The 23,791-nt window shown below is 55.2% G+C and carries 20 protein-coding genes; 13 read left to right on the forward strand and 7 right to left on the reverse strand.

Annotated elements, in window-relative coordinates; translation table 11 throughout:
• Nucleotides 1-3: 3 nt before the first annotated feature.
• The 5 genes from GTP90_RS02655 to GTP90_RS02675 form a co-directional block, all read right to left on the reverse strand.
• The gene (locus tag GTP90_RS02655) at nucleotides 4-666 is read right to left on the reverse strand and encodes a nucleotide-binding protein (RefSeq protein ID WP_161082017.1); all 663 of its coding nucleotides are present in this window, start codon (nucleotides 664-666) and stop codon (nucleotides 4-6) included.
• Nucleotides 667-2,756: 2,090 nt separating this feature from the next.
• The gene (locus GTP90_RS02660; RefSeq protein ID WP_161082018.1) at nucleotides 2,757-3,485 is read right to left on the reverse strand and encodes an N-acetylmuramoyl-L-alanine amidase family protein; all 729 of its coding nucleotides are present in this window, start codon (nucleotides 3,483-3,485) and stop codon (nucleotides 2,757-2,759) included.
• Nucleotides 3,486-4,064: 579 nt separating this feature from the next.
• Nucleotides 4,065-5,765, reverse strand: coding sequence for a site-specific integrase (locus tag GTP90_RS02665; protein ID WP_161082019.1), 1,701 nt, complete (start codon nucleotides 5,763-5,765; stop codon nucleotides 4,065-4,067).
• A 1,328-nt stretch (nucleotides 5,766-7,093) separates the two neighbouring features.
• A complete protein-coding gene (locus GTP90_RS02670; RefSeq protein ID WP_161082020.1) occupies nucleotides 7,094-7,330 on the reverse strand; it encodes a hypothetical protein in 237 nt (78 codons plus the stop codon).
• Between the two features lie 555 nt (nucleotides 7,331-7,885).
• Nucleotides 7,886-8,173, reverse strand: a complete 288-nt coding sequence (locus GTP90_RS02675; RefSeq protein ID WP_161082021.1) for a hypothetical protein — start codon at nucleotides 8,171-8,173, stop codon at nucleotides 7,886-7,888.
• Nucleotides 8,174-9,926: 1,753 nt separating this feature from the next.
• On the opposite strand from GTP90_RS02675, the gene GTP90_RS02680 reads away from it, so the two are divergent.
• From GTP90_RS02680 to GTP90_RS02710, 7 genes are all read left to right on the forward strand, one after another.
• The gene (locus GTP90_RS02680; protein ID WP_161082022.1) at nucleotides 9,927-11,333 is read left to right on the forward strand and encodes a replication initiation protein; all 1,407 of its coding nucleotides are present in this window, start codon (nucleotides 9,927-9,929) and stop codon (nucleotides 11,331-11,333) included.
• Nucleotides 11,334-11,463: 130 nt separating this feature from the next.
• Complete coding sequence (locus tag GTP90_RS02685) at nucleotides 11,464-11,811, forward strand: HU family DNA-binding protein (protein ID WP_161082023.1); 348 nt, start codon at nucleotides 11,464-11,466, stop codon at nucleotides 11,809-11,811.
• Nucleotides 11,812-12,040: 229 nt separating this feature from the next.
• A complete protein-coding gene (locus GTP90_RS02690; protein ID WP_161082024.1) occupies nucleotides 12,041-13,357 on the forward strand; it encodes a hypothetical protein in 1,317 nt (438 codons plus the stop codon).
• Between the two features lie 182 nt (nucleotides 13,358-13,539).
• Entirely contained in the window at nucleotides 13,540-14,052 is a 513-nt protein-coding gene (locus GTP90_RS02695; RefSeq protein WP_161082025.1) for a hypothetical protein, read from the forward strand.
• Between the two features lie 115 nt (nucleotides 14,053-14,167).
• Entirely contained in the window at nucleotides 14,168-14,536 is a 369-nt protein-coding gene (locus tag GTP90_RS02700) for a hypothetical protein (RefSeq protein ID WP_308937292.1), read from the forward strand.
• 79 nt (nucleotides 14,537-14,615) lie between these two features.
• A complete protein-coding gene (locus tag GTP90_RS02705; protein WP_161082026.1) occupies nucleotides 14,616-15,998 on the forward strand; it encodes a S1 family peptidase in 1,383 nt (460 codons plus the stop codon).
• A gap of 87 nt (nucleotides 15,999-16,085) precedes the next feature.
• The gene (locus tag GTP90_RS02710) at nucleotides 16,086-16,619 is read left to right on the forward strand and encodes a hypothetical protein (protein ID WP_161082027.1); all 534 of its coding nucleotides are present in this window, start codon (nucleotides 16,086-16,088) and stop codon (nucleotides 16,617-16,619) included.
• Here GTP90_RS02710 and dnaG read toward each other — a convergent pair.
• Nucleotides 16,592-18,331 carry a DNA primase gene (dnaG, locus tag GTP90_RS02715; RefSeq protein ID WP_161082028.1) on the reverse strand — a complete coding sequence of 580 codons (1,740 nt, stop codon included), beginning with the start codon at nucleotides 18,329-18,331 and terminating at the stop codon, nucleotides 16,592-16,594. The genes GTP90_RS02710 and dnaG overlap by 28 nt on opposite strands.
• Nucleotides 18,332-18,596: 265 nt before the next feature.
• Here dnaG and GTP90_RS02720 point away from each other — a divergent pair, with 265 nt between their 5' ends.
• The 3 genes from GTP90_RS02720 (at nucleotide 18,597) to yidC (ending at nucleotide 21,674) form a co-directional block, all read left to right on the forward strand.
• Nucleotides 18,597-19,142, forward strand: a complete 546-nt coding sequence (locus GTP90_RS02720; protein WP_161082029.1) for a helix-turn-helix domain-containing protein — start codon at nucleotides 18,597-18,599, stop codon at nucleotides 19,140-19,142.
• Nucleotides 19,143-19,507: 365 nt separating this feature from the next.
• Entirely contained in the window at nucleotides 19,508-19,864 is a 357-nt protein-coding gene (locus tag GTP90_RS02725) for a hypothetical protein (RefSeq protein ID WP_161082030.1), read from the forward strand.
• A gap of 88 nt (nucleotides 19,865-19,952) precedes the next feature.
• Complete coding sequence (gene yidC, locus GTP90_RS02730) at nucleotides 19,953-21,674, forward strand: membrane protein insertase YidC (RefSeq protein ID WP_161082031.1); 1,722 nt, start codon at nucleotides 19,953-19,955, stop codon at nucleotides 21,672-21,674.
• Here the strand turns inward: yidC and GTP90_RS02735 are convergent.
• Nucleotides 21,630-22,148 carry a hypothetical protein gene (locus GTP90_RS02735; RefSeq protein ID WP_161082032.1) on the reverse strand — a complete coding sequence of 173 codons (519 nt, stop codon included), beginning with the start codon at nucleotides 22,146-22,148 and terminating at the stop codon, nucleotides 21,630-21,632. The two genes, yidC and GTP90_RS02735, sit on opposite strands and share 45 nt — an antisense overlap.
• Nucleotides 22,149-22,398: 250 nt before the next feature.
• On the opposite strand from GTP90_RS02735, the gene GTP90_RS02740 reads away from it, so the two are divergent.
• From GTP90_RS02740 to GTP90_RS02750, 3 genes are all read left to right on the forward strand, one after another.
• Nucleotides 22,399-22,614 (forward strand): hypothetical protein, encoded by a 216-nt coding sequence (locus GTP90_RS02740; RefSeq protein ID WP_161082033.1) that lies wholly within the window; start codon nucleotides 22,399-22,401, stop codon nucleotides 22,612-22,614.
• A 63-nt stretch (nucleotides 22,615-22,677) separates the two neighbouring features.
• Nucleotides 22,678-22,998 carry a hypothetical protein gene (locus tag GTP90_RS02745; RefSeq protein WP_161082034.1) on the forward strand — a complete coding sequence of 107 codons (321 nt, stop codon included), beginning with the start codon at nucleotides 22,678-22,680 and terminating at the stop codon, nucleotides 22,996-22,998.
• A 62-nt stretch (nucleotides 22,999-23,060) separates the two neighbouring features.
• Nucleotides 23,061-23,675: a hypothetical protein gene (locus tag GTP90_RS02750; RefSeq protein ID WP_161082035.1), complete on the forward strand. Its 615-nt coding sequence runs from the start codon at nucleotides 23,061-23,063 to the stop codon at nucleotides 23,673-23,675.
• Nucleotides 23,676-23,791: the final 116 nt, after the last annotated feature.

The following is a 23,791-nucleotide window of genomic DNA, read 5'->3' on the forward strand; positions in this document are numbered from 1 at the left end:
AATTTACTCCTGGTTGGCAAGCGAAACGACTTCGTCGTACAGTGCCTGCATTTCGTCAATCGCTTTCAGTGACCGGTCGGAACCTTTCAATTCATGGAGCGCGCGCCCGGTTTTACCGGTAGCTCTCCAGGCCTCGCGCTGTGCTATATGCGATTTACACACAGGGACACCTTCCTCGGCGAACATCGCACGCAGATCTAAGGTAGCCTTCGCATTTTCCTTTGTAGACACGCGCGTCAAGACGACGTGCGCAGGAATACGACCTTTTTCGTGCCGCGGGTCTAGCGCCCTGAGCGCTTCAAATACGTTGAGTGTGGATTCGATTTCTTGCTGATCTGGGCCGCAAGGAACCAGAACCAGATCGGATAGCTGCGCGCACTCCAACATCGTCCTGTAGTTCTGCGCGCCGATGTCGACAACAACCAAACTGTACTTACCTGCCAAATTCGCGATTTCAGCTGCTGGCTTCGCCGGCAGAGAGAGAACGGGAATGCTTGGTTGAACTCCTTCCTCATTTCGAATACTGCCCCAACTCATCGCTGAACCTTGCTTGTCCGTGTCCAGCAAAACGACATCAACTCCTTGGGATGCGCCGAGCGCAGCAATGTGCGTCGCTAAACGAGTCTTTGCCACACCACCTTTTTCTGCACCAATCGTGATTACCATGTTACCTCCATTTAGTGTTCGCTTAATTCAGTACATGTCCGGTGAACTAGATCTAATTTTCAAGCAGAATTATACAAAATTTCCAAACGTATTCAAATTATTAAATCCCTCAAAATGCCTTTTTCTTTCGGTTTTTTGAACATCACATAAATACAATAGGTTTCTCACCAACGCAATGAACTGCGTCGAACGCAATGGACTCTTGGCTCGAGCCAAGAATGCGATACACCAACCACCAGGAGCGCACGGTTAGCTAAACGTGCCCGTTCCTTCCTAGTGGCGACAAGCTCCACCCACACAGGCTCTCTCCATCCATACGGCCGGATCAACCGACTGAATTCTCTAGCATGCTGTCAGCTCCTGGCTCGAGCCAACCCTCGCAAGCATGCGTCATCACTTGCCGATTCCTGCAATAACTAAATAACCGCATTCCCGAACGTGTCTGAATCTGCATCCTGCTAGTTGATGTCGAGTGGATCTAAACCTATGATTGTTGATGCATGATCGATTCAGTCACGCTTGCCGGCACCTCTTTAGGAATCAGGGCAGCAAATGCGGCTTAGTCAGGTGGATCTTGGCTCGAGCCAAGATCCACCTGACTATGGAAGTCTGTGTCCGAATGCCATAGTCGCCCAGGATCTAAATGAGCTAGCAATCTGAATGCGCCATCCTAACGGCAAACCTGCTCGTACAAGGCTCGAACCAGGTTTTGAGCGACGCACTGGCTAACTTATGGGCCATCGCTAATCCGGGCAAAGTGCGCGACCCGAACTGCATGGACACGACAACAAAAGCCATCCTTCATACCCGAACACCACGCATCTGAGCCGGTGCTTCGACACCATCGACGAGTTGTGCCGCTGACTGACGTAGTTGGCAGCAGGGCGAGGGGGGCGCCGCGTCCACGGACGCCGCCGATATCGGCCTCGAGTGCATCACCTACGCCACATAACCTGTGATGACTAACAGTAGCGTGCACCGGGCCACAATCGACAGCCGCGATGCAAGCCGCGAGCCACCATGCCTAGCCCATGCTACACACGCGATCTCGTGTCACGGTGAACGCACGAGTCATTGTGGGGTGGCATGATGCCAGAATGGTCTGCTGGCGCGGCTACGGGGGAGCTCGGTTCAATCAACACGAATCTCGCTGCTTGCTATGTGAAGGACGCAACAAACCGCACCTTCCTATAGGCAATCGAATCTTGGCTCGAGCCAACCTTCGCCCCGATTAAACAAGCACTTGATGGTTGACCTAACAAATAGCCTAGGACATCGTCCTGTACTTGAGATGCTGTTGCCTGGTATGGAAACTTGGCTCGAGCCAAGACGCCCATTGCTATTTTGAGCGGACGAATATATTAGGAGCATCAATTTATTCCTAATACTGTCGGTAACCGACGCGACCTGTCAGCATCGATCTTGGCTCGAGCCAAGATCAACTCGTCCAACACAATATAGCTGGACCGCATAAGCTGGTCTTCTGACAGTTCTGCATAATCAACCGCGCCGTAATGCTAGACAACCTGCAAGGAGTTCTCCTCAAGTAACGCCATGTAGCGATCAAACAGAGCTCGGGCTATAGGATCGCGCTGATCCATTAACGTGTCCTGGCCAACCCGACCAATGTACGCCCGGCAGATCGTCCTCCAGAACACTCAAGCTCCGCATCTCCAAGGCAATGGCATATTGGCCACGGCACAGGTCCTCGACGTGCACTCTCAAGGGAGCAGGTGGACAATTAGCTGCCGTCGGGCTGGATACCGGTGTCAGCACCGATTGCAACTTCGCACGTTGCTCGACTCGAACCAGCTGCCACTGCGCGAGATGCTCTTGGCACGCCTGCCCATCGACCAAGTTGGTATGTCGCTGAAGGGCTGGCAAGGCCAACGGCGGGACAAAGGATGACGATCCGGACTGGTCCGCCTTTGACTTTTAACTTGGGCACAGGTGCTGGGGAAATCAGTGGAATGGGCCACTAAGCCGCTTACGCGACCGAACCTTATCCCAAGCATATGCAACGCGAAGCTGTGCCCAAAAAACTGATTACTACGCGACGGTAGCACGGGCAAATCGAAAGAATGCTCAATTCAATTGCCAAGGCAACCGACAATCCCTGCGGCGACCTTATCGAGCATAGCCTTTCTATATGGGACTTGCCTTAACAACGTCTCATCGTCAGGATTTTGCAGGACACCCGCCTCTAACAAGACGATCGGTACCGAAGCCAGCTTCAAGGGCGAATAGGATTCGTCGAAGAAGACAGGACCGTCCGCATCAGCTATCGCCGCAGCGTGGTCACCAACGACAACCAGCTCTGGTCGATGATCAGAGGAGCGATAACCCGACAGCCTCAGCGCACTTGCTATCGCAACGCCGCAAAGCAAGCTATCTTCAGACTGAGCAACCTTGCTGACCGACACCGAATACCCACTAAACCGATCAACGTAGGCTGTCCGTCGCCCACTCGCATTCCAATACTTATAATAGTGACCAGGCATAGAATCGCCGGCAACGGACACGACCAAACTGGCACCGGCAAACTGTTTCATCCGATCGACGATGGACAACTCCGCACGACTATTGGCATCGGCTATCACCACGCGAGTAGCAAAGCCACGGGCACGTAACGCGGCATCGAGATCCGCACCAACCACTCGATTGAAGTCCCATTCAGTTTCCCCATACGCACTGGTGGTGCCTGGGCGCGTTTTAGATTGCGTGACATCAATGACGACGAGCTTTTGAGCAGGGGAGGGGAGCGCCGAGCTGGAGACCAGAATCGCAGCTAACACAAAGCAAATTTTTCTAACGAACATGTTAGTAACCCACGCAGATAGGAGCCTCACCAAGCGCAAGTGTACATACCTTAGACATCACCGGAATTCCGAGTAGTTCCCAATCCGGTCAACACTCGGCAAACAACCAGGTTTAAATCATAAGCGGTACTCAAATTGCCTGAGCAAGATGCGTTGTTTCAGTATTCGCGCAATCGCCGCGACGTAATGGCCTAGATCACCGCCACCGATTCTCCTGAATCGCAACCAGCCAATCGAGTAGATCGCAGCCGCCCTGGACGGTGTGCACCAACACCAGCTGCGGCCCAATGAGCAGCGCGAGCGTCGGCGGCGCCGTCCACTCTATGCGCACCGACTGGACGCCCAAGACGCCGCACGCAGCTCAGGCCGGGCCGTCTCGCCACCCTGTTTATAAACAGGCCTTGGCGGCGTGCACATCGACCAGGTGCAACGATGGTCGGCTTTTTGCAGCCTGCAATCTTTAGGGTGGCGGCGTGCTAGGCGAATGAATGGCGGGGATCTACGAGAACGGGTGGTGGTGATGAGGCGAATATTCACATTGTTCCCCGAACACTAAAGCGCGAATTCAATTTTTGACTACTACGAGGTTTTCCGCCCAAGGATCTGTTCAATATCAAAAGGTTGAGCGCCCGCGGAACGTAGCCGAGACTCGAACAGCGCACGAATGACTCGTGGCCCAGCGCTACTAACACGGTCTAACTCATCAGCATCATTTGGACAAGTCACAACCAGATCCTTGGCAACCCGCCTTAGCGCTTTTCGGACAACCTTATAGATACCATCCGCGGTATAGCCAGCAACGCTCAATAGACCATGTCGACGCTGTGAACTCCCCACAGGAGGAACAATTAAAGGCGCAAGCAAGGGCCCAGCAGCACCGCCGGACCAAAAATCGAGTCCGCGGTCACTCCAATGAGCATTCAACGCCTCAAGCACATCAGCCCCCAGAACAATGTCCCGTGGTCGTCCCTTGGTGCCTGGAACACGCAATGCCTTACGCCGTGCATCCAGGGCATAGCTAGCAACGTCACCTCTTTCGGCGGATACAAGCTCCGACCGGGTCAAGCCAACTTCACCAATCAATAATATGCCAGCAAGCGCAGTACGAAGCTGATGCTCGACGTCGTCTGCGGCGAGAACCCGCAACCGGCACAACACCCGATCCCAAATCTCGGGTGAAATTCGGCCGAGGTCGGCCGCCGGCAGCTGCAGACCGGTGGCTGCGATAGCATGCGGTGCTCGAGGCAAAGAGCCAATCCACGGATCGCCGGCCAGATAGGATCGAGACACCAGGTATTTGAACATTGCCATGACTGCGCGCACGGCAAAGTGTTGGGATTCTGGACTGAGCCACCGCGTGGCAAACGGCCGCCAATATGGCGATGTGCGCTTGGTTTTGGGCCCGATAAAACGTTCAGAAGGCGCTTGTAGAAACAAGCGATATTGCGCGCAATCGGCAGCGGAGACGGATGAAAGAGGTTTTCCACGCTCTAGTACGCACCAAAACACAAAACGCTCTACCTCGCGCGTATAGGCACGCAATGTCTCGGGACGATCAACAAACCGCGCCAGATAGGCCGTAACTGCCGCGAGATCATCATGAGCAAAGATGTCACTATGGCGCCTCGCCCTGTTCACACCAACAGATCCGTCCAGTTCCGGTGGCAGCCGTAGCCGCGCGAGCGGGGGTAGGGCAGCTGTCGTATGGAATTCCAAATCGACACGGACTAGTTCATCGTCTGATAACAATGTAACAACATTTAGTTTTCCCAGGCTGTGTTCATTCCCCTGTAGCCACGCCTGCAGCACAGCGGCTCGCTTGGCTCCAATACGCGGGACACCACGCCACCATAACGCTCCTCTTCGGCCTATGAGCGCCATCAAACCATCGACCGTTTGGACGCCCTCCAGCTTCAGAGCATTGGCGGTCTTCGGCCGAACCCACTGCGCAATTGGATCAGACCGCTTAGGAACGGCTTGAGGAACATCTGCGACTCGAATCAATATCTCGAGCGCCGCCAAAGTAATCTGGCCGCCAGCGCGCGCGTGCTGCAAAGCCTGCGCAGCAGCTGGGTTATTTTCGATGCAACGCTCGATCAGATCGGTCCGCATGTCGAGCAGAAAACGCTCCAATCCCTGCTCGACCTGGGGGCTATCCTCACTGTAGTACAGACTCGCGATTGTCTGCACCGGGACACGTTGCACATAGGCCCGCAATGCGGTGTAATCTGCTCGCGTATAGGTCAGTTTCCCTAGTAAAATATCGACGTTCTGGGCCATTTAACGGCTCGCTCCCCTCAAAAAACGCCTGGCAAACCGCCACATCAATTCCCGAAAATCTGCTCCACAAGCCGAAATACTAGCCCAAAACGCGGAAAACATCTATTAATCCTTTATTGATAATTAGCGTTACCGAAACTGATGGTTAAACGGAATTCAGTACCTGGGTGAAGCGCTATGGCGACTCGACCGCCCACGTGATTCAAGCGCCTGGGCGCGCGCCAAGGCGCTACGGGGCCAGGCAACCACCAAGGAACGCCGATGCGTTCAAGGCTGCACGAGCGGCCTAAGGCTCTACCTCGGCTTAAGTCACAGGTGCGAGAACGAAGCGCGATGGGATGAGGGAGCTGTGGCGCCAGGGTGGGCGCGAATGAGACGCAGCGCGTGGCAGAGCACGGCTTTCATTCGGTGAACCAGTACTGCCAGGGCGTGCGCGACCGCTCCCGCTTCGCGAGCAAAGGCCGTCCACTTCATACACTCGAGGGCAAGACTGCCGGCCCCGGCATCACGCGGGCTGGCGCCATTGGCTACATGATGTGGGGCCAGCAGGCTCTCGCCTCCCAGTTGCCTGCAGCGGCGCAGGACCCATAGATCGCCGCATCGATGGTCCATCGCTCCGAATAGGCCCCGTCCTGTTGCGGCTGGTCAAGGACCGGCGCCGGCGGTTCGTGCGGCTGGTATAGGAGGGGCATACGCCCGTCAAACGCGAGTTGCGCGAAGGGATTGTCGGCCTAGACGTCGAGCCCTCCACGATCGCCGTAGTGTCCATCCCGGAGCAGGCCTTCGCGCTCGAGCCGCTGTATCCAAAGGTCAAACAGCCCCAGCTGGCGCCAGACGCGGCAGCTACAGCGCGCCATGGAACGTTCACAACGCGCCAGCAATCCAGAGTGCTGCAAGACAGGCGGCACGTTCAAACGGCGCGCCAGGATGACGATTCGTTCACAGGCTTACCAGTTTCCGCGCGCGAACAGGTTGAGACTGAACGCGTGCTGCCTGCGCGGCGCGACCTGGCACACGGCTAGCTGGCCAACAATATCATCAGTATGGCACTACCGTTCAGACCGCAAAACTGTCCTACATCGCCGTCCAGAAAGCGCTTGCTCGATCGGCGCCCCGTCGCAATGGGGCAACGAGGAAAACAAGACGAGGGGAGGGCGCCTCAGACAAAAAAAAAGCACCCTCGGGAAGGAGGGTGCGGTATTAGCTTCAGACCAAACAACATTCGCTGCGCAGCTGATTTGCAGGTCACGTCGTTTTGGTGCACCGTTCTACCAGGCAGCAGCGATCAAACACATGCTGCTTGGACGGTTGGCGAGCGTGCAACCTGACTAAGCAGATGTCACGACCTGGTCAAGAGCATCGTAGTCATAAACCGCATCATCGACGAGCCTCCCGTTGACGTAGTCTAGTCGAAACAGCTCGACGCATTTGTGATTCGGATTGCTCGCTAAGAAATTCCCTGCAGCCGTATGAGCTGCAGCAAACGACTCAAGGTTGTGATCGAGCGGATTGTATGGGAAGCAGCCGTCGACACTCACCGTAAAGCCAAATTCCGAAGTCTCCATTTCATCTCCTCGCAAAAAAAATAATCGATTGAAAAAAGCCACGCAAACATCAACGTCAGCTCAATAGAAAAACGGTATAAATTGAATAGGCCGGGACATCAACCAGACCCCACGATCGATAAGACTGGCGTGTACAGATGGAATGCACCACCGTTGACATCACGGAATGTGCCAAGGAAGTGCCCTCGGCGCAGGTGGAACAAGCAATGGAAGTGCCCAACAACGCAAGCACAGCCAAAGTTACTCCAGCAGGCACCCAACTGCGTTCCGGTAGTGGACACGTAGCGGCAATATCGCTGCTCTTCCTGATAGAACGGAAAGGGAACGACTCGCTCGCATACCTCACACGTGTGCAGACTTCCGGCAAGACTACCCAATCGAAACAAGCGATATCGATAATGGCCAGAACTCAACGTGACCTCTGACATTGAAGTACTCCATAAAAGCGCGGGCCTCCCATTGCGGGAAGAAGCAACCGCAATGGTTAAAATAGTGTGCATGAAGCGGACCAAAATCAATCGGCACACCATATGACACACGCCGCTATCAACAAGCTTACTGATCCATTTCGATCGGCTGAGCACACAACGCTGATACGCGCAGCTTGAATTCGGCTGCTTGCAAAGGCAAATCGAAATCCAAGCCAGGCTCGTCTACAACGTCAGGAAGATTCAGAACAGCGTGAATCACTGCAGATTCGCAATCACCATACAGACCTTCCTCGATTAGCCAGCCTACGAGTTCATCCATATCGAACGACGTTTTCACCCAAAGGATCAGATGGTCGGTGGCATCGGAGCTGCCATCAAAACCTTTGAGCACAAGCTCAAAAAATTTCTTCATATAGTTACTCCCCTTGTAAAAATTCTCGATATCTTTGAAAGAATCGAAATTGAAGGCGCACCAAGCCAGGCCTGATGAAATCAGGAACCGGACTTCGTGCAACGACAATAATCAGGCAGCTAGCAGCCAGAAAGAACAGCTTGATGAGATGACCAGGGAGGATCCGGTCATGGAAGATGAGCGCCAGAGAGGCGCTCCAATTTCTGCCCGAAGGCAACGCACGCTACGCGCGATTAGACTGCGACAGCAGTCCAAGAAAATCTGCTTTGGTTGCGTATGGACGCAACGAAAGCGGACTCAATGACACGTATGAGCAGGAAGAGCTAAAGGTCGGCCAAGCTAGGGAAAGCCGGCAATTGGGAGGCTGATTGAATCAGGAATTTCGAATGCTTGTGACGCCTAGCTTGCGGGACAGTGCCGGGACTGAGATTAGCATAACGCCAGGGCCAGGACAATTGCTTATCGTAGAAATGCCTCCGGCCCGGTAACGCCAAATCGCGCGGCCTTCTCTAAACAGGCAATCTCGCTCAACCATGATACTAAGGCAGGTCCCACCAACTAGCATGGCGATCTGAGGATTGCGGACAACTTGACGCCTTGGCTACGATTTGGCCCATTACGATCGAACGACAGGCACGTCCAACGGACGCGCGCTTGACATAGGCAGAACAAACGCCCTCCGAACACCCGGCATCAAATCGTCGAGCAAAGAGCAAGTAGCGGGACATTAGGCGAACAGAATTCTGTAATGTTTCGACTTTACCCGCATCAGTATTAGTTGACCGCTCATCACGACAGCGATTTGGCTGTAGATGAGCACACACGAGGCCGCTGACCAGATTCGACACCGTGATCAAGCTGCATCTGCCTGGACAGCCAGATCGTGGTAGGCATGCTACACGCACTATTAGAGCATTTCCTCTAGATTCTCAAGGTTCATGCAAGTTGATATCGGAAGTCCGTTTTTCGCTAACTTCGGAGAAGCCAATGTTGTTGTTTTTAAAAATATAAACAACATATAGGGAAACATCGCAAAATATTTATCTGCATAAAATCAACGATGTAGGGACTCGATTAGCTGTAATGACCCACGATTCGTGGGGCCCGAAAACAGGGTCATGACCCTGAAAGCGGGGGCCTGCATTTTGGGTCCGTGGAGAAAAAGACCCTGTAAACGGGATTCTCGAATGCAGCGCTATTCCCGCAGTGCAATTTTCGCTATCGAAGTCACCAAGTTGAACGTCGAGAGCCCCATTGAACAGGCCTGGCGCCGTGCCCGGTGCACGGCTAAGTTATTGATCTTAAAGTAATGACCCAAAATCAGGGCGACGTCCCCTGACCAACTAGAGGCGGCCATTCAACGCGCAACTCACTCCCCAGTCCACATGACCATGGACGGGGAAGCCTTGAAACACCCTTCAATGCACCTGTACGAAAACCAGCTCAGGCGTAAACCAAGACGGAGCACAACCCCTGTCAAATGACCTAACCGCACAACTTAAACCGGTGCAGTGTGACAACAGGGCCTTTTAGGTCGGCTTTCGATCAAAACCCATGACAAATCCCTGCAATTCATCCTAATGACCCAATATTCGGGCAGATAACTTGCCTCACTGCAAGTGACCCTATTTTCGGGCAGGCGAAAAAAATCGTAAATTGCAGTCCGTGGCGTGACCAGAAAAACGAGCCGTCGAAAAATGACTGACCGCGCGGCAAGCGCGAAGTTGACAACGAATCGAAGAAAGCAGCAGACATGGAAGATAACACGTCGCGGATCATCGTACCCAAACTGCCACCGCAAGGATGGCCCCCCGAGGGCGCCTTTCCGCAACGCTACCAGAAGGACCTTCGGCTGATTCACTTCCAGGCAGATACCAAGCTCTCGCTGGTGCAACGCAAGCTGATGACCATACTGCTGGCCAACAGCTATCACACCGACCGCGACAGTCAGCACGTCTACCATTTCATCAAAACCCGCACATTGTGCGAACAGGTTGGCTGGGAACACTCACGTGACCGGCAGTCGTTGTTCGAATCCATGCGCAAACTGGCCAAAGTTCAGTTCTTCTTCGAACGTTTCGACCTGTCAGACCAAGGCATCATGCTGCTGAACGAGCCGAAGGTCCGCGGGAAGGCCGTTGGTTTTTCGCAGTTCATGAGCGACGTCTACTTCTTGCACGACGAGAGGGGTAACTCCGTTATACGATACATGCTCGGCCCGTCGGTCGCCGAATATGCCAGCAACTCGCGGCGCTGGTCAGAGATCAACATTGAAACGATTCGTAAAATATCGAGCGAGCCCGCACTGGCTCTGTATGAGCTCCTGTACTACTTCCGAACTGCGGGCGAGACAAATTGGATTCCTCTTGACCTACTGCACGCGCACCTCGGCACCTGCCACAATCGACATTACGCAGACACCAGACGACTGACACAGAAAATCCTGACGCCGGCAGTTGAGGTCGTTACAGACGAGTCAGACATCGAAGTCTCCTATGAAGCGCAAAGGGTCAATCGCAAAATCACTGCATTCAAGTTCAAGGTGGCAATGAAACCACTTGAACGGGCGGCACGCCAAGCAGATCTCGATGGGTTCGGTTCGACGTGCTTTAACGCCGATATTGTCCGGCATCTAATGTCGCACGGAGTGCACCAGACTATGGCTGAACAGATGGCCATCGAACATCCGGAAGTGACAGTCATGGAAGCCATCGCCTATTCGGTGCGCGCCAGGAATCGCGCGGTAAGCAAAGGCGAAGGCAACCGGTTCAATCTGCCTGGATACATCGTCAGCGCGTTGAAAGGAGGCTATACCATCCAATCCGTTGCCGACCAAAAGGCTGCCTTACGCGACAAAGAGCAGAAGTTGGCGAACAAGCAGGCCTGTCGCCTATCCCATGCAAATGAAGAGAAGAAAGTGAAACAAGCGAGCGACAGGCTCGAGGCGAAGGGCGTGGACTACGTCAAGGGCCTGACAAAAGCTGACCTGCAAGAATTGCAAGGTGACTTTCTCGCGATCGGATCCTACAACACCCTGTACAGGCAGCTTATCGAAACCCACCCGGACGACTGGATGTACATCGAAGATAAAGGCCTGCGCGGAGCGTTCAATAAGTTTGTGGGCAGCATGGTAGCCAAAAATGAACTTGCCGCTGCGTGACCGTCAACACATCCCTGGCCGGCAACTGGTCAATGGCCAACAAAATCCTTTCGAAAGTGACGGGAGCGATATTCCACTGAGGGAAGGACTAACATAACCTGTAGCTCTCACCCAAAACCAAATTGGCGCCATGAATAAACGTGACCTGGCCAACGCCATTAGTGAGCAAAACCCCCAGCTCACAAAGCGTCGATGCAACGAAATTGTGGACATCTTTTTTAATGCCATTGCGAACGCCGTCGCCAATGGAAAGCATGTCCAGATATCGGGCTTCGGCACCTTTGTCAAAGTACCTAGGAAGGCCAAGGTGGGTAAGAATCCCGCAACCGGTGAAGACATCGTTATCGAAGCGCACAACACCGTGAAGTTCACGACGGGCAAAGCGTTGAAAGAACAACTGAACGCTGGCAAGCCGCCTTGCCAGTCCCGCACTAGTGCCGAACCTGCAGCCGAGCCGGATGCGACCTCGGGAACCTAACCAATACTAACGACACTCGTCGAGGTTCTGCTCACACTAAGGCGAAGGGTTGGCACTGAGCGTGAGCGTGCGCAAGAAGGGGGATTTCTGCATCTCCCGTATAGACTCTGTGAAAAGGCGTAACGCGTCCAAAACGGATGCCTCACACCCCACAAATTAGACGCACCTCCTAGTAAATTCTGCCATTCGGGGAACTTCCCGCAATCACCCATTTACTCAGGAGTCGACCGTGCACAAAGTGGCAAAAGTAACCGGGATCGCCCTTGCCGCAATCACCTTAACGGCCGGTGTCGTCTGGTATGAAGCGATGCGCGAGATACGCAAGGAGAGCAAACTTGCGCAGATGCTTGAACTGCCCTACCGCACCGCCAGCTGGACGTTGACAGAACCGGGAATGCGGCCATATCGGGTACCTGATGAGCTCCAAACTCTCCAACAAAACCTGCCCGAGGCGAAATTCCATGAAATCAATGCTCGTATCGGTCTGCGGGAATTGAATATCGTGGCCCTCAGAAAGGCGGCAGCTGAGACCGAGAATACTGCCACTGGCGAATTGTTCCCCACCGCATATTCGGGGGTCAAGCGGTTTGCGTTGATAGCCGACGACGGAAGTGACACGTCTACGTTCAATATTCGTAGTCTGGCACGTACGCTGCCAACCAGCATGGACATTGTCGTGGTCCAAAGTGTGGCGGCAGCTGACAGCCAAAAGACGCATGTGCATCGCTTTCCGAGGACGATACTGGCTGTCGTAGCCGACGAGATGCAGCGTGATGGCGAAGCACCGTACGAGGCGGCCGCCAACCTGGCAGATGCCATCTACGATCTGCCAATTACCGCCACCAGGACGCTGGCCTACACTCTATTCCTTCGCCATGCGGTTGACCTGACGTGGCCGGACACAGCCTATATCGACAAGGCAGCTGCGCGGATTAACGCCAAGGCAATGCATGTTCCGATCACCGCAGCCTCCACTGACCTGCTGCTAGGTATCGGCGACCAGAAAGACCTGTTTGTTAGCCAGAAGGCCATTGCAGACGAAGCGGCTAAGCGCGAACAGCTCTCATTGCCCGTTACCAATCGCACCAGCTTCCTGACGAGCTACCGCCAAATTTTCGGCGCGGTCAATGTCTGGGAACTACCTTTGGGACCGGACTTTAGCAATCTGAACGCCATGGTCAAAATTGTTGGCGAGAAAAGCGCCGTTATTATTGACGGCAAGGGGATCGATGCCGCACTGCCCAAAGACGACGTTATCGCCATTGAAAAGTGCACCGACATACTCATGCGGGCGGGATACAAGGTCACGAAGATTCCTGCATCGCTAGCGGACATCATCAGTTATCGGTCGCCGCTGTCCGGTATCTTGTTACCGCCAGCGGTCCGGGAAAAGGGCACACTTTTGGTGCCGGTCAAACCTTCTGAAAGCAACATTAACCCGGCAACAGCAAACGCGTTACTTGCAGCAGGCATTACACCAATACCCATTCAGTATGACGCGCGCAAAGGCACTACCTTGGGGCAAAGCGTGGCTCTATTGCGCTGAGAAGACGAGCACACTCGCTACAAAATCCGACCTCCCGCCAATTTGCAGCGCATCGAACTTTAAGCTGACCAAACGTGATGCTTTGAAAGAATTGCGCGTCAAGCCCTCATGCCACAATCGCCCCATTACATGTGACTACAAACACGGGATCAACCTGACCACATTAGAACACGAGGACCGCTATGAAATTCCCATTTGGCCCGAAGCCGCAGCCCCAAGTTGTACCTGCAGCACCCAAGGCCCATGAATGCCGCACTTTCCCTGTCGTCCAGTTCCGCAAGATGCTCGACAACATCATTGCGGCAGAAGCGATGAAGGCGCCCATCGCAACCAGCCTCTTCCCAAAGCATTTCCTGGACGCGAATCCAGTGTTCAAAAATAAGATGGCGCAGCGCGTCGTCGGCGTGGCTTGGGTGGAGCTGAACGAACCAGCCGGTGCCTTCGCGTTCCTGATGCGCTTCATCGCGATGCAAAAAATTCTGCTGATGGAAGAAATCAAACCATGGATGCCAGAATCCAACGGAACGGTCGGCGCGCTGCACCCGGCCTTCTTTGAAGTGGTTGCCAGCATGGAGTTGAGTCCGGGGATGGAGTTCGACAAAGACAAGTTCTTTGCAAAGCTCGGCGCATTGGATGCGGAAATGGACATAGTGGACATCAACCAGCCGCCGGATCAAACCCCGCAAGAAGCGTAACGCGGTGAGTTCAACGCTCCAGTAGATGATCACGACGCAGTAAGCTATACCTGGCTTACGCAGCATCCAGCTGCAAGCAAGCGCCCTAGGGAAGCGACAGGGGGCTAGATAGATCATGCCGCAAGCAGCTCTAGTTTCGGACGCATCGACCTCGCCAATTTTCGATTCAAACCGCAAGCTTCAGATGATGATGAGTGAACACAACACAGTATCCAAGCAAGTCGAGTACGACCCGGCGAGACTCGTTGACGGGCTCATTGAGCGCATGCAGTTGAAGAATGACGCTGCGCTGGCAAAAAGACTCGACGTACAACCTCCCGTCATCAGCAAGGTGCGGAACCGCCGACTTGCGATCGGCGCCACGCTCCTGCTGCGTATGCATGACGCCTCCAATTTGTCGATCGCCGAGTTGCGCGACATGTACGGCGAGCGCAGAACCAGTATGCGTTTTGGTCCAACGAAAGTACCGTTAGATCGGGAATAGGCACTGCGATCGATCAACGATCACAGTTCCATATCAAAAAGGGGCGTTGGTAGTGTATCCAATCGCGACTAGACTCATCATGGCGACCATCCTGGGCCTGCCGGTCATTGCGAGCGCAGATACCGCACAAGACGTGTTTGGCAAGGTGAACCAGACAATCGTCGCGGTCTTCACTCAAGTTGGAAATAAGCCGACTGGAGCGTTCGGTAGTGGCGTCGTTGTCAGCCCCGGTCAAGTTGTCACTGCTTGTCATGCAATCGGACAAAACGCTGGTCTGTGGGTGCATCACAACGGCAATTACTATCGAGCAGAATCAGCAGTATCGGATCTCCGGCGCGACATCTGCCTGATCAGAGTTCCAGGACTCAAAGCGCCATCCGCGCGACTCGGTTCGTCGGCTGCATTAAAACAAGGTCAGCCAATCTGGAGCTTGGGAGCGCCAAAATCGCTTGACGACATCATCGGTACTGGCATCGTTGCAGGGCTGTATCCGATCCAGGACGCTCGCATCATCAAAGTCACGACACCGGCCTACAAAGGATCAAGCGGCGCCGGCCTGTTCAACGAACGATCGGAACTGGTAGGTATCCTGACCTCCACTACTAAGAGCGGTGCCAACATACAGTACGGCATACCGGTCGAATGGATACGAACCATAGGGCAAGATCAATCGCGCTATGGCTTTCAGCCGCCTCGCTCACTGATGGAAGACTTGGTCAATATCGAGCCAGGGAACATCGACAACGCCCGCGTGATGACAGCAACCAATGTCGACCAGGAATTTTACGCAACTTCGCCAAAGCAGGAACGTGATCGATGGAACAAAGCCAAGCGGCTCCTCAATGGTAACGACTGGGCTCCATTGAAGGAACACGCGCAAGCCTGGACGGTAAGCCAACCCAGTTCAGCTGATGCATGGATGTTCCTTGGTCAAGCCAACGCCGGATTGCAGGATCCAGAAGGTATGGAAGCGGCATTCTCGAAAGTGGTCAAGCTATCACCTGATAATGCGCTTGCGCATTACTATTTGGGTAACAGCTATGTCTTCCAGGGGAAAGCTGAGCAAGCGCTGTCGGAGTACGAAAGGGCACAATCACTACAGCCTGGCGATCACTTTTACAAAGATGCCGTATCGTGGACGAGCTTAAAGCTTAATACCGGCCGCCAGGGCGACCACGCCACACGCGCCAAGCGGCGCGATGACAAGACTGAGCATCAAGTAGCGCTGGCTGACCAGCGCGGTGTGAACAAGAGCAAAAGCGCACCGGGAATCGGCCGTGGCCTTCTTATTTTTGCAATTCTGTTTATACTCTCCGGTCTGGGTATCTACGTTGCGTTCTTGATCAACTCGGCGCAGCGTTGGGGCACGACATACCCGGAACAGTATCGTCGAGGCGCCGTTTGGCTCGCAGGTGCCGTAGCGACCGCGGCGTTCATTCCAATTTTCTGGATATTCTTTTGAAGCGTGAGCTTGCCCCCTTGCACGCCAGATGGGAGCAAGACGCCAGGGACCGCAGTGACAATTTACAAGACGCCAACAAGACAGCCCATGAAAGACCGAATCGAACTGGCCATTCCAGTACCCCCCATGTTTGAGCGGGCCATGTGGTACGCCGGCGACGCAACCTTGGTGGGCTTCTACTGGGACTGCATCTTTGACGACTGTGTCATGGTCGACGGTCACAGCGATCAGATCGCCAGCCGAAACAGCTGGTCGGTCTTTTGCGAACATCCCAAAATCGCTCCAACATTGGAATCCTTTGCGTTTGGCAATAGGGACTACCATGCACGGAATATTCTAATTCTCGATCGACAAAAGCGGCGCTTTTTTGTTATGGAACACGACGAGGGCGAAGCGATGATACGCGAGCTGGCGCCACGCCACTACGCGCGAAGCGAACTGATGCGAGGGACCGCCACCCAACTGACGGTTGCTGCACGTGATGGCAAGCACGTACTGGACCGTCCTCTGATTTCCAAAGATCTGGCGGCAGAAATCATTCATTCCAGCTCAGGACTTGAAAAAGCCATGGTCGCTTGGCTAGACGCGGGCAGTCAACCTTCTTCGGCCTGGCATTCCTGAACGCGACCAGGTGCATGGCCAGGTGGCATGAACGCAACGCGAAGACCGGCAGCCACCTCCAACTCTCTCAAGGCGACAAACCGCTTGTAGCTGGCTAACGTGTGCTCCACTTCCACTTCCACGTCGAACGAGGGATGCAATAGTACCGGATCGCTCGACACCGCATCAACGACGAACGCTCGCAATGGACTACCCTCAAGATGCATCGTTAATGATGCCAGGGTGCGAATGTCCGGATTGGTCAGAATGATGCGCAGAAGCTGCACCAATTGCGCGCTACCGTCATCTTCGAATGGCGCCACGCGAACCGGTTTGCGTCGCGCAAGACCAGGCTCCATCGCGAAGAGTTGGAATAGTCGGGTGGCTGGCGTTTGAGGACGATTGGATAGGATGCTCGCTACTTGGCCAACCTCACTCTCCGCGGCTCCGGGCAGCATCAAAGGACGCAATGTCTCCACTGACAATCCAACGAGGATGCCCAAGTGTTCGAGTATCAATTGACGCAGTATAGGCGCGCGCTCGATCTTGCCGAGATGCCGCGCCACTCTCGTGAGCAACACAGCCGTTTCCTCAAAACTCCCCGTCGCCGGGGCGTCAACCAGTGTGCTCAGTAGGAAACGGGAAAGTGGCTTAGCCTGGCTTACACAGGCGCGGAAGCGAGCGGCCCCATGGTCCCGAACAAAGCTGTCTGGGTCATGTTCGCTGGGCAGCGCGACAAAGGACACAGTCTGCATGTCAGTGACGTAGGGAAGCGAGAGTTCCATCGCTCGCCACGCCGCAGCGAAGCCGGCCTTGTCACCGTCGAAGACAAAGACAACCGAATCGGTACACCGAAAGAGCAACCGGAGGTGCTGGGCAGTGGTGGACGTGCCTAAGGTGCCAGCTACGTGCGCAATGCCATGCTGGTAAAGTTGAATGACATCCAGATAGCCTTCCACCACCAACGCGCATCCCTCAACGCGTACTGCTTTCTGGAACCCCACGTGGCTATAGAACTCTTCGCCCTTGTGAAAGCATACCGACTCCGGTGAGTTCAGGTACTTGGGGAGCGCGTCGTCCAGAACTCGGCCACCCAACCCGATGGGCTGTCCCTTTCTACTCCGAATCGGAAAAATGATACGCGAGCGGAACCGGTCGTAGCGTCTGGCGCGCGGCGCGGGCTGGTCAATGACCAAACCTGCCTCACTGAGTACCCGGTTAGTCGCGTAGTCCCCAAACGATTGCTTCAGCTGTGTCCAATCTTCACTCGCATAGCCTAGCTGGAATTCGACAATCGTCGCTTGCGATATGCCACGCCCATTGAGGTAAGCCAAGGCGACCTCCGAAGCGAGCAGTTGGCGATGATACAGGGACACTGCAGCACCGATCGCTGAAGAGCAAGCATCATAGCCAGATTGTTGGTCTCTCGACGACAGCTTTTGTTCCAAGGGCAATGCAAGACCGACGGACTGTGCGAGCCGCTCGACGGCCTCCACAAACCCGACACCTTCGTATTCCAGAACGAAGGAAATCGCAGAACCATGCGCGCCACAGCCGAAGCAATGATAGAACTGCTTGGATTGGCTCACTGTAAAGGACGCTGACTTCTCGCTATGAAATGGACACGGCGCGACAAAATTCGACCCAGCCTTTTTTAACGGGATCGAGGAGCCGATCACCTCGACGATATCCAGACGATCCAGTAGCGAATTGATAAAGGACTGGGGAATCATTGTCAGCAAATAGACGAAACGCTAAAGGACCCAGGTGAATACCACAACTACACCATACAGGCCGACAACTCGAGCGTAATTCATCCACGCGGCACTCTTTCTGCGTAAGGCAGTCGTTTATGGCGCCTTACATCGGTTGCGCGACAGCAGCCGCCTATACCATAGCGTGGTGTCTCAATGTTCAACCTGAAACTGCGCCAACGGCAGCTCGCGGGAATTTCAAAGGATAGCCATGGGGGTAGGTGCCCGAATCAGGTCTGCACGGATGGCCACGATGATGCCGGTGGCCAAGCTGGCAAGAGCGTGCAGCTGTGACACAGCAACCATCAACGGCATCGAAAACGAGACTATCCCTTGCGACGAGCAATACCTGACGAGAATCGCTCGCGAACTGAATGTTTCACTGGCACAGCTGACACAGGATTTACATAAGGAGAACACAACACAGAGCGCTCCGACGCAAGAAAGCCAGCTGCCGACGGAACAACAGGTCAATGGGCTAGAGCAAACCACGGGTTCGCATACCGACCTTGGCACAGAGTCCAGTTTCGACCCGTCGGAGCCGCGCCGCGAAGCGACAACCAAGGAAGTGTCGGCCGCACTCAACACGCTGACGACGCATCTCGCCGGGGCGCTCGCGCAATGCGCTGCTGCCACCGCTGCAGATCCAGATGATTACAAGTTGCGCCTGGACCTGGCGCAGGTTCTGCAGGTCGTGGACCGAGCCGAGAACTTGCGCAAGGATTTGGCAACCGTTGAAAACATTTGCTTCAGATTGAAAAACCATCATCAACCAGCCGACCGGATATGAACAGTACTAGCCTTGAACACAAGATCCCTCGCGTAGCCAAAACAACGGCGCGATGGCTGTGGCCGACAATCATCCTGTTACCCATCGCCCTGGCGGGATCGACCCTAAAAATCCATTGGCTTGCCCAGTTAGGCTGGGCTGGGGTTGGCGTAGTGGGCATCGGATTCGGGCTTCCGGCGTACTTCAGAAGCGGCCGGCTGTCCACCGTACGAAACGGTGGGCACGACTTGCCCTCTGCAAATAACCAACACGTAGGCCAACAGAGCGGAGACACCTCTGAACCCGCGCGGCAGACTAGGCGCCAGCGCAAACAAAGAACAGCATCAAACAGCAAATAGCTGCCGTTGCACAAAGGAGCCTTCCACATGAAGAAGTCGATACTCACCATCCTAACGCTTGTCTGGTCCCTGGCGTCGCCAGAGGCATCGTTCGCAAAACAACCGCCGGCTTCGGACAACGTGGCGCAACAACCGACCGAGCAGGCGGGCGCACCAACGAAAAAGCAGACGCATCCATCGAACCACAACGCCACCATACCCACGCAGACTATGGACGGGCAGCAGTTCGACCGTGCCAAGCTCAATCCAAATCAGGCAATTGGTGCCGATGGCAGGTGCAGCTGCGCCGCTCATGCAGAATGCGTCACCAATCGAGGTGCACATTTTTGCACCAATGACAAAGGGAAGCGGCGGATGCTCGTAGAAGGCAACGACAAGACGTAAACGCCCGACGACGAGCGCCGCTGGATTAGAACGACGGCACTTCGTCCTAGACCGGAACGCCACTTTCATAAGCATCCCCTACACAACCATGAACCAGCCATCACCATCGCGTCGTCTAACCAAGATTATCCTCGCCACGCTCGCGATCTGCAGTTGCGTAGCGGTCCTTGTGCATATCACCACGGCACCGAAGCCCGGAGGCCTAACTTCACCCGGGCAGCCGCACGGAGCCACGCACTCCGCGCCCACCACTGACAGTGACGCCGTCCGTGTTACCGTGGTCGACCCGGCTATGGCACCGGAGGGGGCATTAGAAATTGAGACGAATGTCATGAAGGCGCGGGTGTCGCTAATTGGCGGCCAGCTAACGCACGTGGAACTAAAGAAGTATGCGGACGCTGGCGGCACGGGCCGCAAGGCAGTTCTCATAGACAGCAGCCCAAGGCGCCAGTTCACGTTGCAAACCGGCCTGGTCGAACACGACGGCGCTTTGCCAGATCACCACACCAAGTTCCACATCGCCAGCCTAACCAGCGGCGAGAAGGGTAGGGCAGGTGAAGTTACGATAAAGGCCGATAGAAACGATATTACCCTCGAGAAGCGATTCGTTTTCCGATCGAATTCCTACACAATATCGCTCGAAGAGGCCATCCGTAACGATCGCGCCAGCACTGCGGCGCCAATTCTTTACCTGCAGCTGCGACACGACGGCCGCAAGCCCGAAGGCGAGGGACGTTTCAGCGGAGGCTTTAGTGGGCCGGTCATCTATTCTGACAAAGGCGGCTACCAAAAGTTGACCTTTGCCGCACTCAATAAAGGCATCGCCCGTCACGTCCGGACCGCCGACAATGGATGGTTCGCGATTCCACAACATTTCTTCGTCACAGCGGTCATCCCCAAGGCCGGCACGCCGCGCGAAATCTACGCCACAAAGGTGGCTCAGAACGCATATACGCTCGGCAACAAGATCCCCCTAGGCGAGTTGAGGCCACACGAAGTTCGCACCATCGGAACCGACATCTATGCCGGTCCAATCGACCGAACGCTGCTGGAAACGGAAGCACCGGGCCTGGACCTAACCCAAGACTACGGTTGGCTGACCGTTGTTGCCGAGCCGATGTACACGATGCTCAGCATCGCCAAGTCGCTAATCGGTAACTGGGGCTGGGCCATCATCGCGATGACCCTGGTGGTGCGCATACTCTTCTTGCCATTGTCGGCGTCGACGCACAAGCGGATGGCGAAAATCAAACTCCTCGCTCCTCAGTTGCAAGCGCTTCGAGAGCAAATGGGTGATGATCCGGCGGCGATGCACAAGGCAACTATGGCCTTGTATCGCCAGGAGAACATCAGTCTCACGGCCGGTTGTCTGCCCCTGCTGGTTCAGATGCCGATTTTCCTGGCTCTGTACTGGGTTCTGCAATCGTCGGTGGCTCTGCGTGGCGCCCCCTGGGTGGGCTGGATCCACGACCTTACCCAGCCGGATCCGTATTTCGTATTGCCAGTCCTCTACGCGATTACCATGCTGCTGACCGTCAAACTCAGTCCTAAGCCCGTGGCGCCCACCAGCCCCTACATTGCATACGCATTCCCGTTCGGCCTGTCGCTTGTCTTCGCGTTTATGCCAGCAGGTGTCGCGATGTTCTGGATCGTGACCAATATCATGACCTTTGCCCAACAGTTTTACTACCACAGCAAACACAGGCTAAGCGGTATTGGAAAATCAGGCGGATCACCTATCGCAAGCGCCGCCGACACCGAAGATTTACCTGGCCAGACCGAAAAATCGCAGGAGCCGATGCTTGGCTGAAGGTCTTAACTGAACCTGGTGCGCGTACCCGACAGGCGCGTAGTAATAGGGATCACGCATAAGGTTCAGGACAGTCTCGTTGAGGCGAGACAAATCGCCCTCGAGCGGCAATGAACAAAGGTCCGCAACGTACTTGGCCACCGCAACCGAACGGCTCCTACCTGCATGGCAGTGCACGAGCAGATGATAAGGCGATGAAGACTGCCGCAGCGATTCGATAAACGCGCGCATCGCCAGCGCATGCTCATGATTCGGAAAGCCGAGTGCTAGATATTTATCGTATCCGCCCAGAAAGTTGAGCATTCCTGCATCGCAGCCCGCATCGGGGAAGTAGACACGCAAGAGCGGTGACCAGCCTTCCTGGAGTGGGACAGTATGGACGCCGGGATTTGAAATGCTAAGTAACGCAGTTCCTGGGCGAGGTTCCAGCGCACAAGCGGCCTTTTCTGACATAAATGCCACGCTCTCAATCATTGCTTCCTCAGGTTAGCGGTAGTGGACGCAGTCTAACTCGGCGTGAATCACGGAAAAGCGCACAACGTGGCCGAAATGGGCGTCATAAGCAGGCCTAGTCGTCACAGCGTGGTGCTCTAATGGTGTGGCGGGCAAGGGCGTATTTTGCAATGGGGGGCCCGGTGTGAAACCATTAACGGGCTGCCGATACGGTGCGAAGCATCAACCTGAAAGATCGTCGAACTGTCCGAAGAATTAGATCAGGGGCCAAATGCGCTACTTCATCATCAGCTGGGTCGTATCGATCGCCATGACCGTCGCGGGCGCGACTGGGATTTGGGGAATGAACTTCGCCAACATCCTCTTCGGATTGACGGGCGGTTTCCTTATTGGCCTCGTCTCGGGCATCACTGTGACAGAGGCGAAGTTTGGCCTCAAGCAGATCAGGGCCGGGGCCGCGAATTATCAAACGCTGGCAGGCAAGTAAGCAGAGCACCAAGTGGGCGTGGGATGAACTCACCGTCGGCCACAATCGTAGAGCAGGGGACACATGGGTCACAAAGCAGCAGCAACACTTATCGCGCTGATTGTCGCAGCTTGCGCGGCCAGCTACGCCAGTTTGATCCGTCGTCTTTGGATCAACAACATGGCAGACAATCTGCGCCATTTCTGGAAACGCCAGCCAGGCGGCGTAACGTCGGCATTTCTCTATGCAGCGATCGGGGCGACTTGGGTCCTCGGGTTTCTGACTGGGCTTGCGGCTATTTGCATGGCGGCTTCGATCACTTGCTTACTGGAGGCGACGGGGGAAATCCTCTATCGGCGCAAAATCGCTCCCGATTTTATATTGCCGCCCCGCCAGCGCACCTAGGCGCTGTCAAGCACAACCGGCACGCTATTCATGACTACACAACTCCAGACCACGAGGGAACAATGGGGCAAGCAAAACAAAGAGGATCGTACGAACATCGGCTGGCCGCGGCGGCGCCGAAGCCGCCTAAGGAACTGGGGACGGTATCACGGAAGACTGTGAAGATGTCCGGCGGACTGGGCGGCGGCGAAACCAGCGCCGAATTTATCAGCATCCCGCGGGCCCATGTGGAATTCTGCCGCACTGAGGCTGTGGTCAGTCTTTTGAAAAGCATGGTCGGCTCCGCCCAAGCGATCCTCAAGCATGCCCAGTCGATCGTTTTATGTTTTGAAGGCTATGACAGCGACGCGCGTGAAATCTACCAGGTGCCGGAGGTCTCGCAATTCCTCAAGAAGGTCTGCGCGCAATGTCCATGGTGGATCTGTCTCCTGCGCCCAGAAGCATACGTCGTGGTATTCGGCGCCGTCGTTGCGATCATGCAGCTGAACAAGGCCGGAGCGGGGCGCGTCATGGTGAAGTTCGATACGCCACAGCTGGAGCGTACGGCACAGCAGGCGATGCAGGACGCGGCCATACTGGTACGTGACGCCGGCGTCGACTCGACGGCCGGCACCCGGATGCTCAACGCGGTCCACACCAGCGTCAAAGGGTTCCTGCGTAATAGTGCGGGGATGTAGACGGCGGCGGTAAGGGCCGGCGCTCCCGCGCCCATCCGCAAAATCAAGCGTTGCACGGGCGCTTAGGGGCCACTGTCGGGCGTACCGCTTGCAGCACGGTGGCGGTAGGCATTGCG

This window comes from Duganella vulcania (assembly GCF_009857655.1).
Taxonomy (GTDB): Bacteria; Pseudomonadota; Gammaproteobacteria; order Burkholderiales; family Burkholderiaceae_D; genus Rugamonas; species Rugamonas vulcania.

Coding starts and splice junctions, on each gene's coding strand:
- GTP90_RS02670 (WP_161082020.1), bottom strand. CDS start 7,330: ATGGAGACTTCGGAATTTGGCTTTACGGTGAGTGTCGACGGCTGCTTC.
- GTP90_RS02750 (WP_161082035.1), top strand. CDS start 23,061: ATGGGGCAAGCAAAACAAAGAGGATCGTACGAACATCGGCTGGCCGCG.
- GTP90_RS02705 (WP_161082026.1), top strand. CDS start 14,616: ATGGCGACCATCCTGGGCCTGCCGGTCATTGCGAGCGCAGATACCGCA.
- GTP90_RS02695 (WP_161082025.1), top strand. CDS start 13,540: ATGAAATTCCCATTTGGCCCGAAGCCGCAGCCCCAAGTTGTACCTGCA.
- GTP90_RS02720 (WP_161082029.1), top strand. CDS start 18,597: ATGGCCACGATGATGCCGGTGGCCAAGCTGGCAAGAGCGTGCAGCTGT.
- GTP90_RS02735 (WP_161082032.1), bottom strand. CDS start 22,148: ATGATTGAGAGCGTGGCATTTATGTCAGAAAAGGCCGCTTGTGCGCTG.
- dnaG (WP_161082028.1), bottom strand. CDS start 18,331: ATGATTCCCCAGTCCTTTATCAATTCGCTACTGGATCGTCTGGATATC.
- GTP90_RS02665 (WP_161082019.1), bottom strand. CDS start 5,765: ATGGCCCAGAACGTCGATATTTTACTAGGGAAACTGACCTATACGCGA.
- GTP90_RS02655 (WP_161082017.1), bottom strand. CDS start 666: ATGGTAATCACGATTGGTGCAGAAAAAGGTGGTGTGGCAAAGACTCGT.
- GTP90_RS02710 (WP_161082027.1), top strand. CDS start 16,086: ATGAAAGACCGAATCGAACTGGCCATTCCAGTACCCCCCATGTTTGAG.
- GTP90_RS02675 (WP_161082021.1), bottom strand. CDS start 8,173: ATGAAGAAATTTTTTGAGCTTGTGCTCAAAGGTTTTGATGGCAGCTCC.
- yidC (WP_161082031.1), top strand. CDS start 19,953: ATGAACCAGCCATCACCATCGCGTCGTCTAACCAAGATTATCCTCGCC.
- GTP90_RS02740 (WP_161082033.1), top strand. CDS start 22,399: ATGCGCTACTTCATCATCAGCTGGGTCGTATCGATCGCCATGACCGTC.
- GTP90_RS02680 (WP_161082022.1), top strand. CDS start 9,927: ATGGAAGATAACACGTCGCGGATCATCGTACCCAAACTGCCACCGCAA.
- GTP90_RS02745 (WP_161082034.1), top strand. CDS start 22,678: ATGGGTCACAAAGCAGCAGCAACACTTATCGCGCTGATTGTCGCAGCT.
- GTP90_RS02660 (WP_161082018.1), bottom strand. CDS start 3,485: ATGTTCGTTAGAAAAATTTGCTTTGTGTTAGCTGCGATTCTGGTCTCC.
- GTP90_RS02725 (WP_161082030.1), top strand. CDS start 19,508: ATGAAGAAGTCGATACTCACCATCCTAACGCTTGTCTGGTCCCTGGCG.
- GTP90_RS02700 (WP_308937292.1), top strand. CDS start 14,168: ATGCCGCAAGCAGCTCTAGTTTCGGACGCATCGACCTCGCCAATTTTC.
- GTP90_RS02685 (WP_161082023.1), top strand. CDS start 11,464: ATGAATAAACGTGACCTGGCCAACGCCATTAGTGAGCAAAACCCCCAG.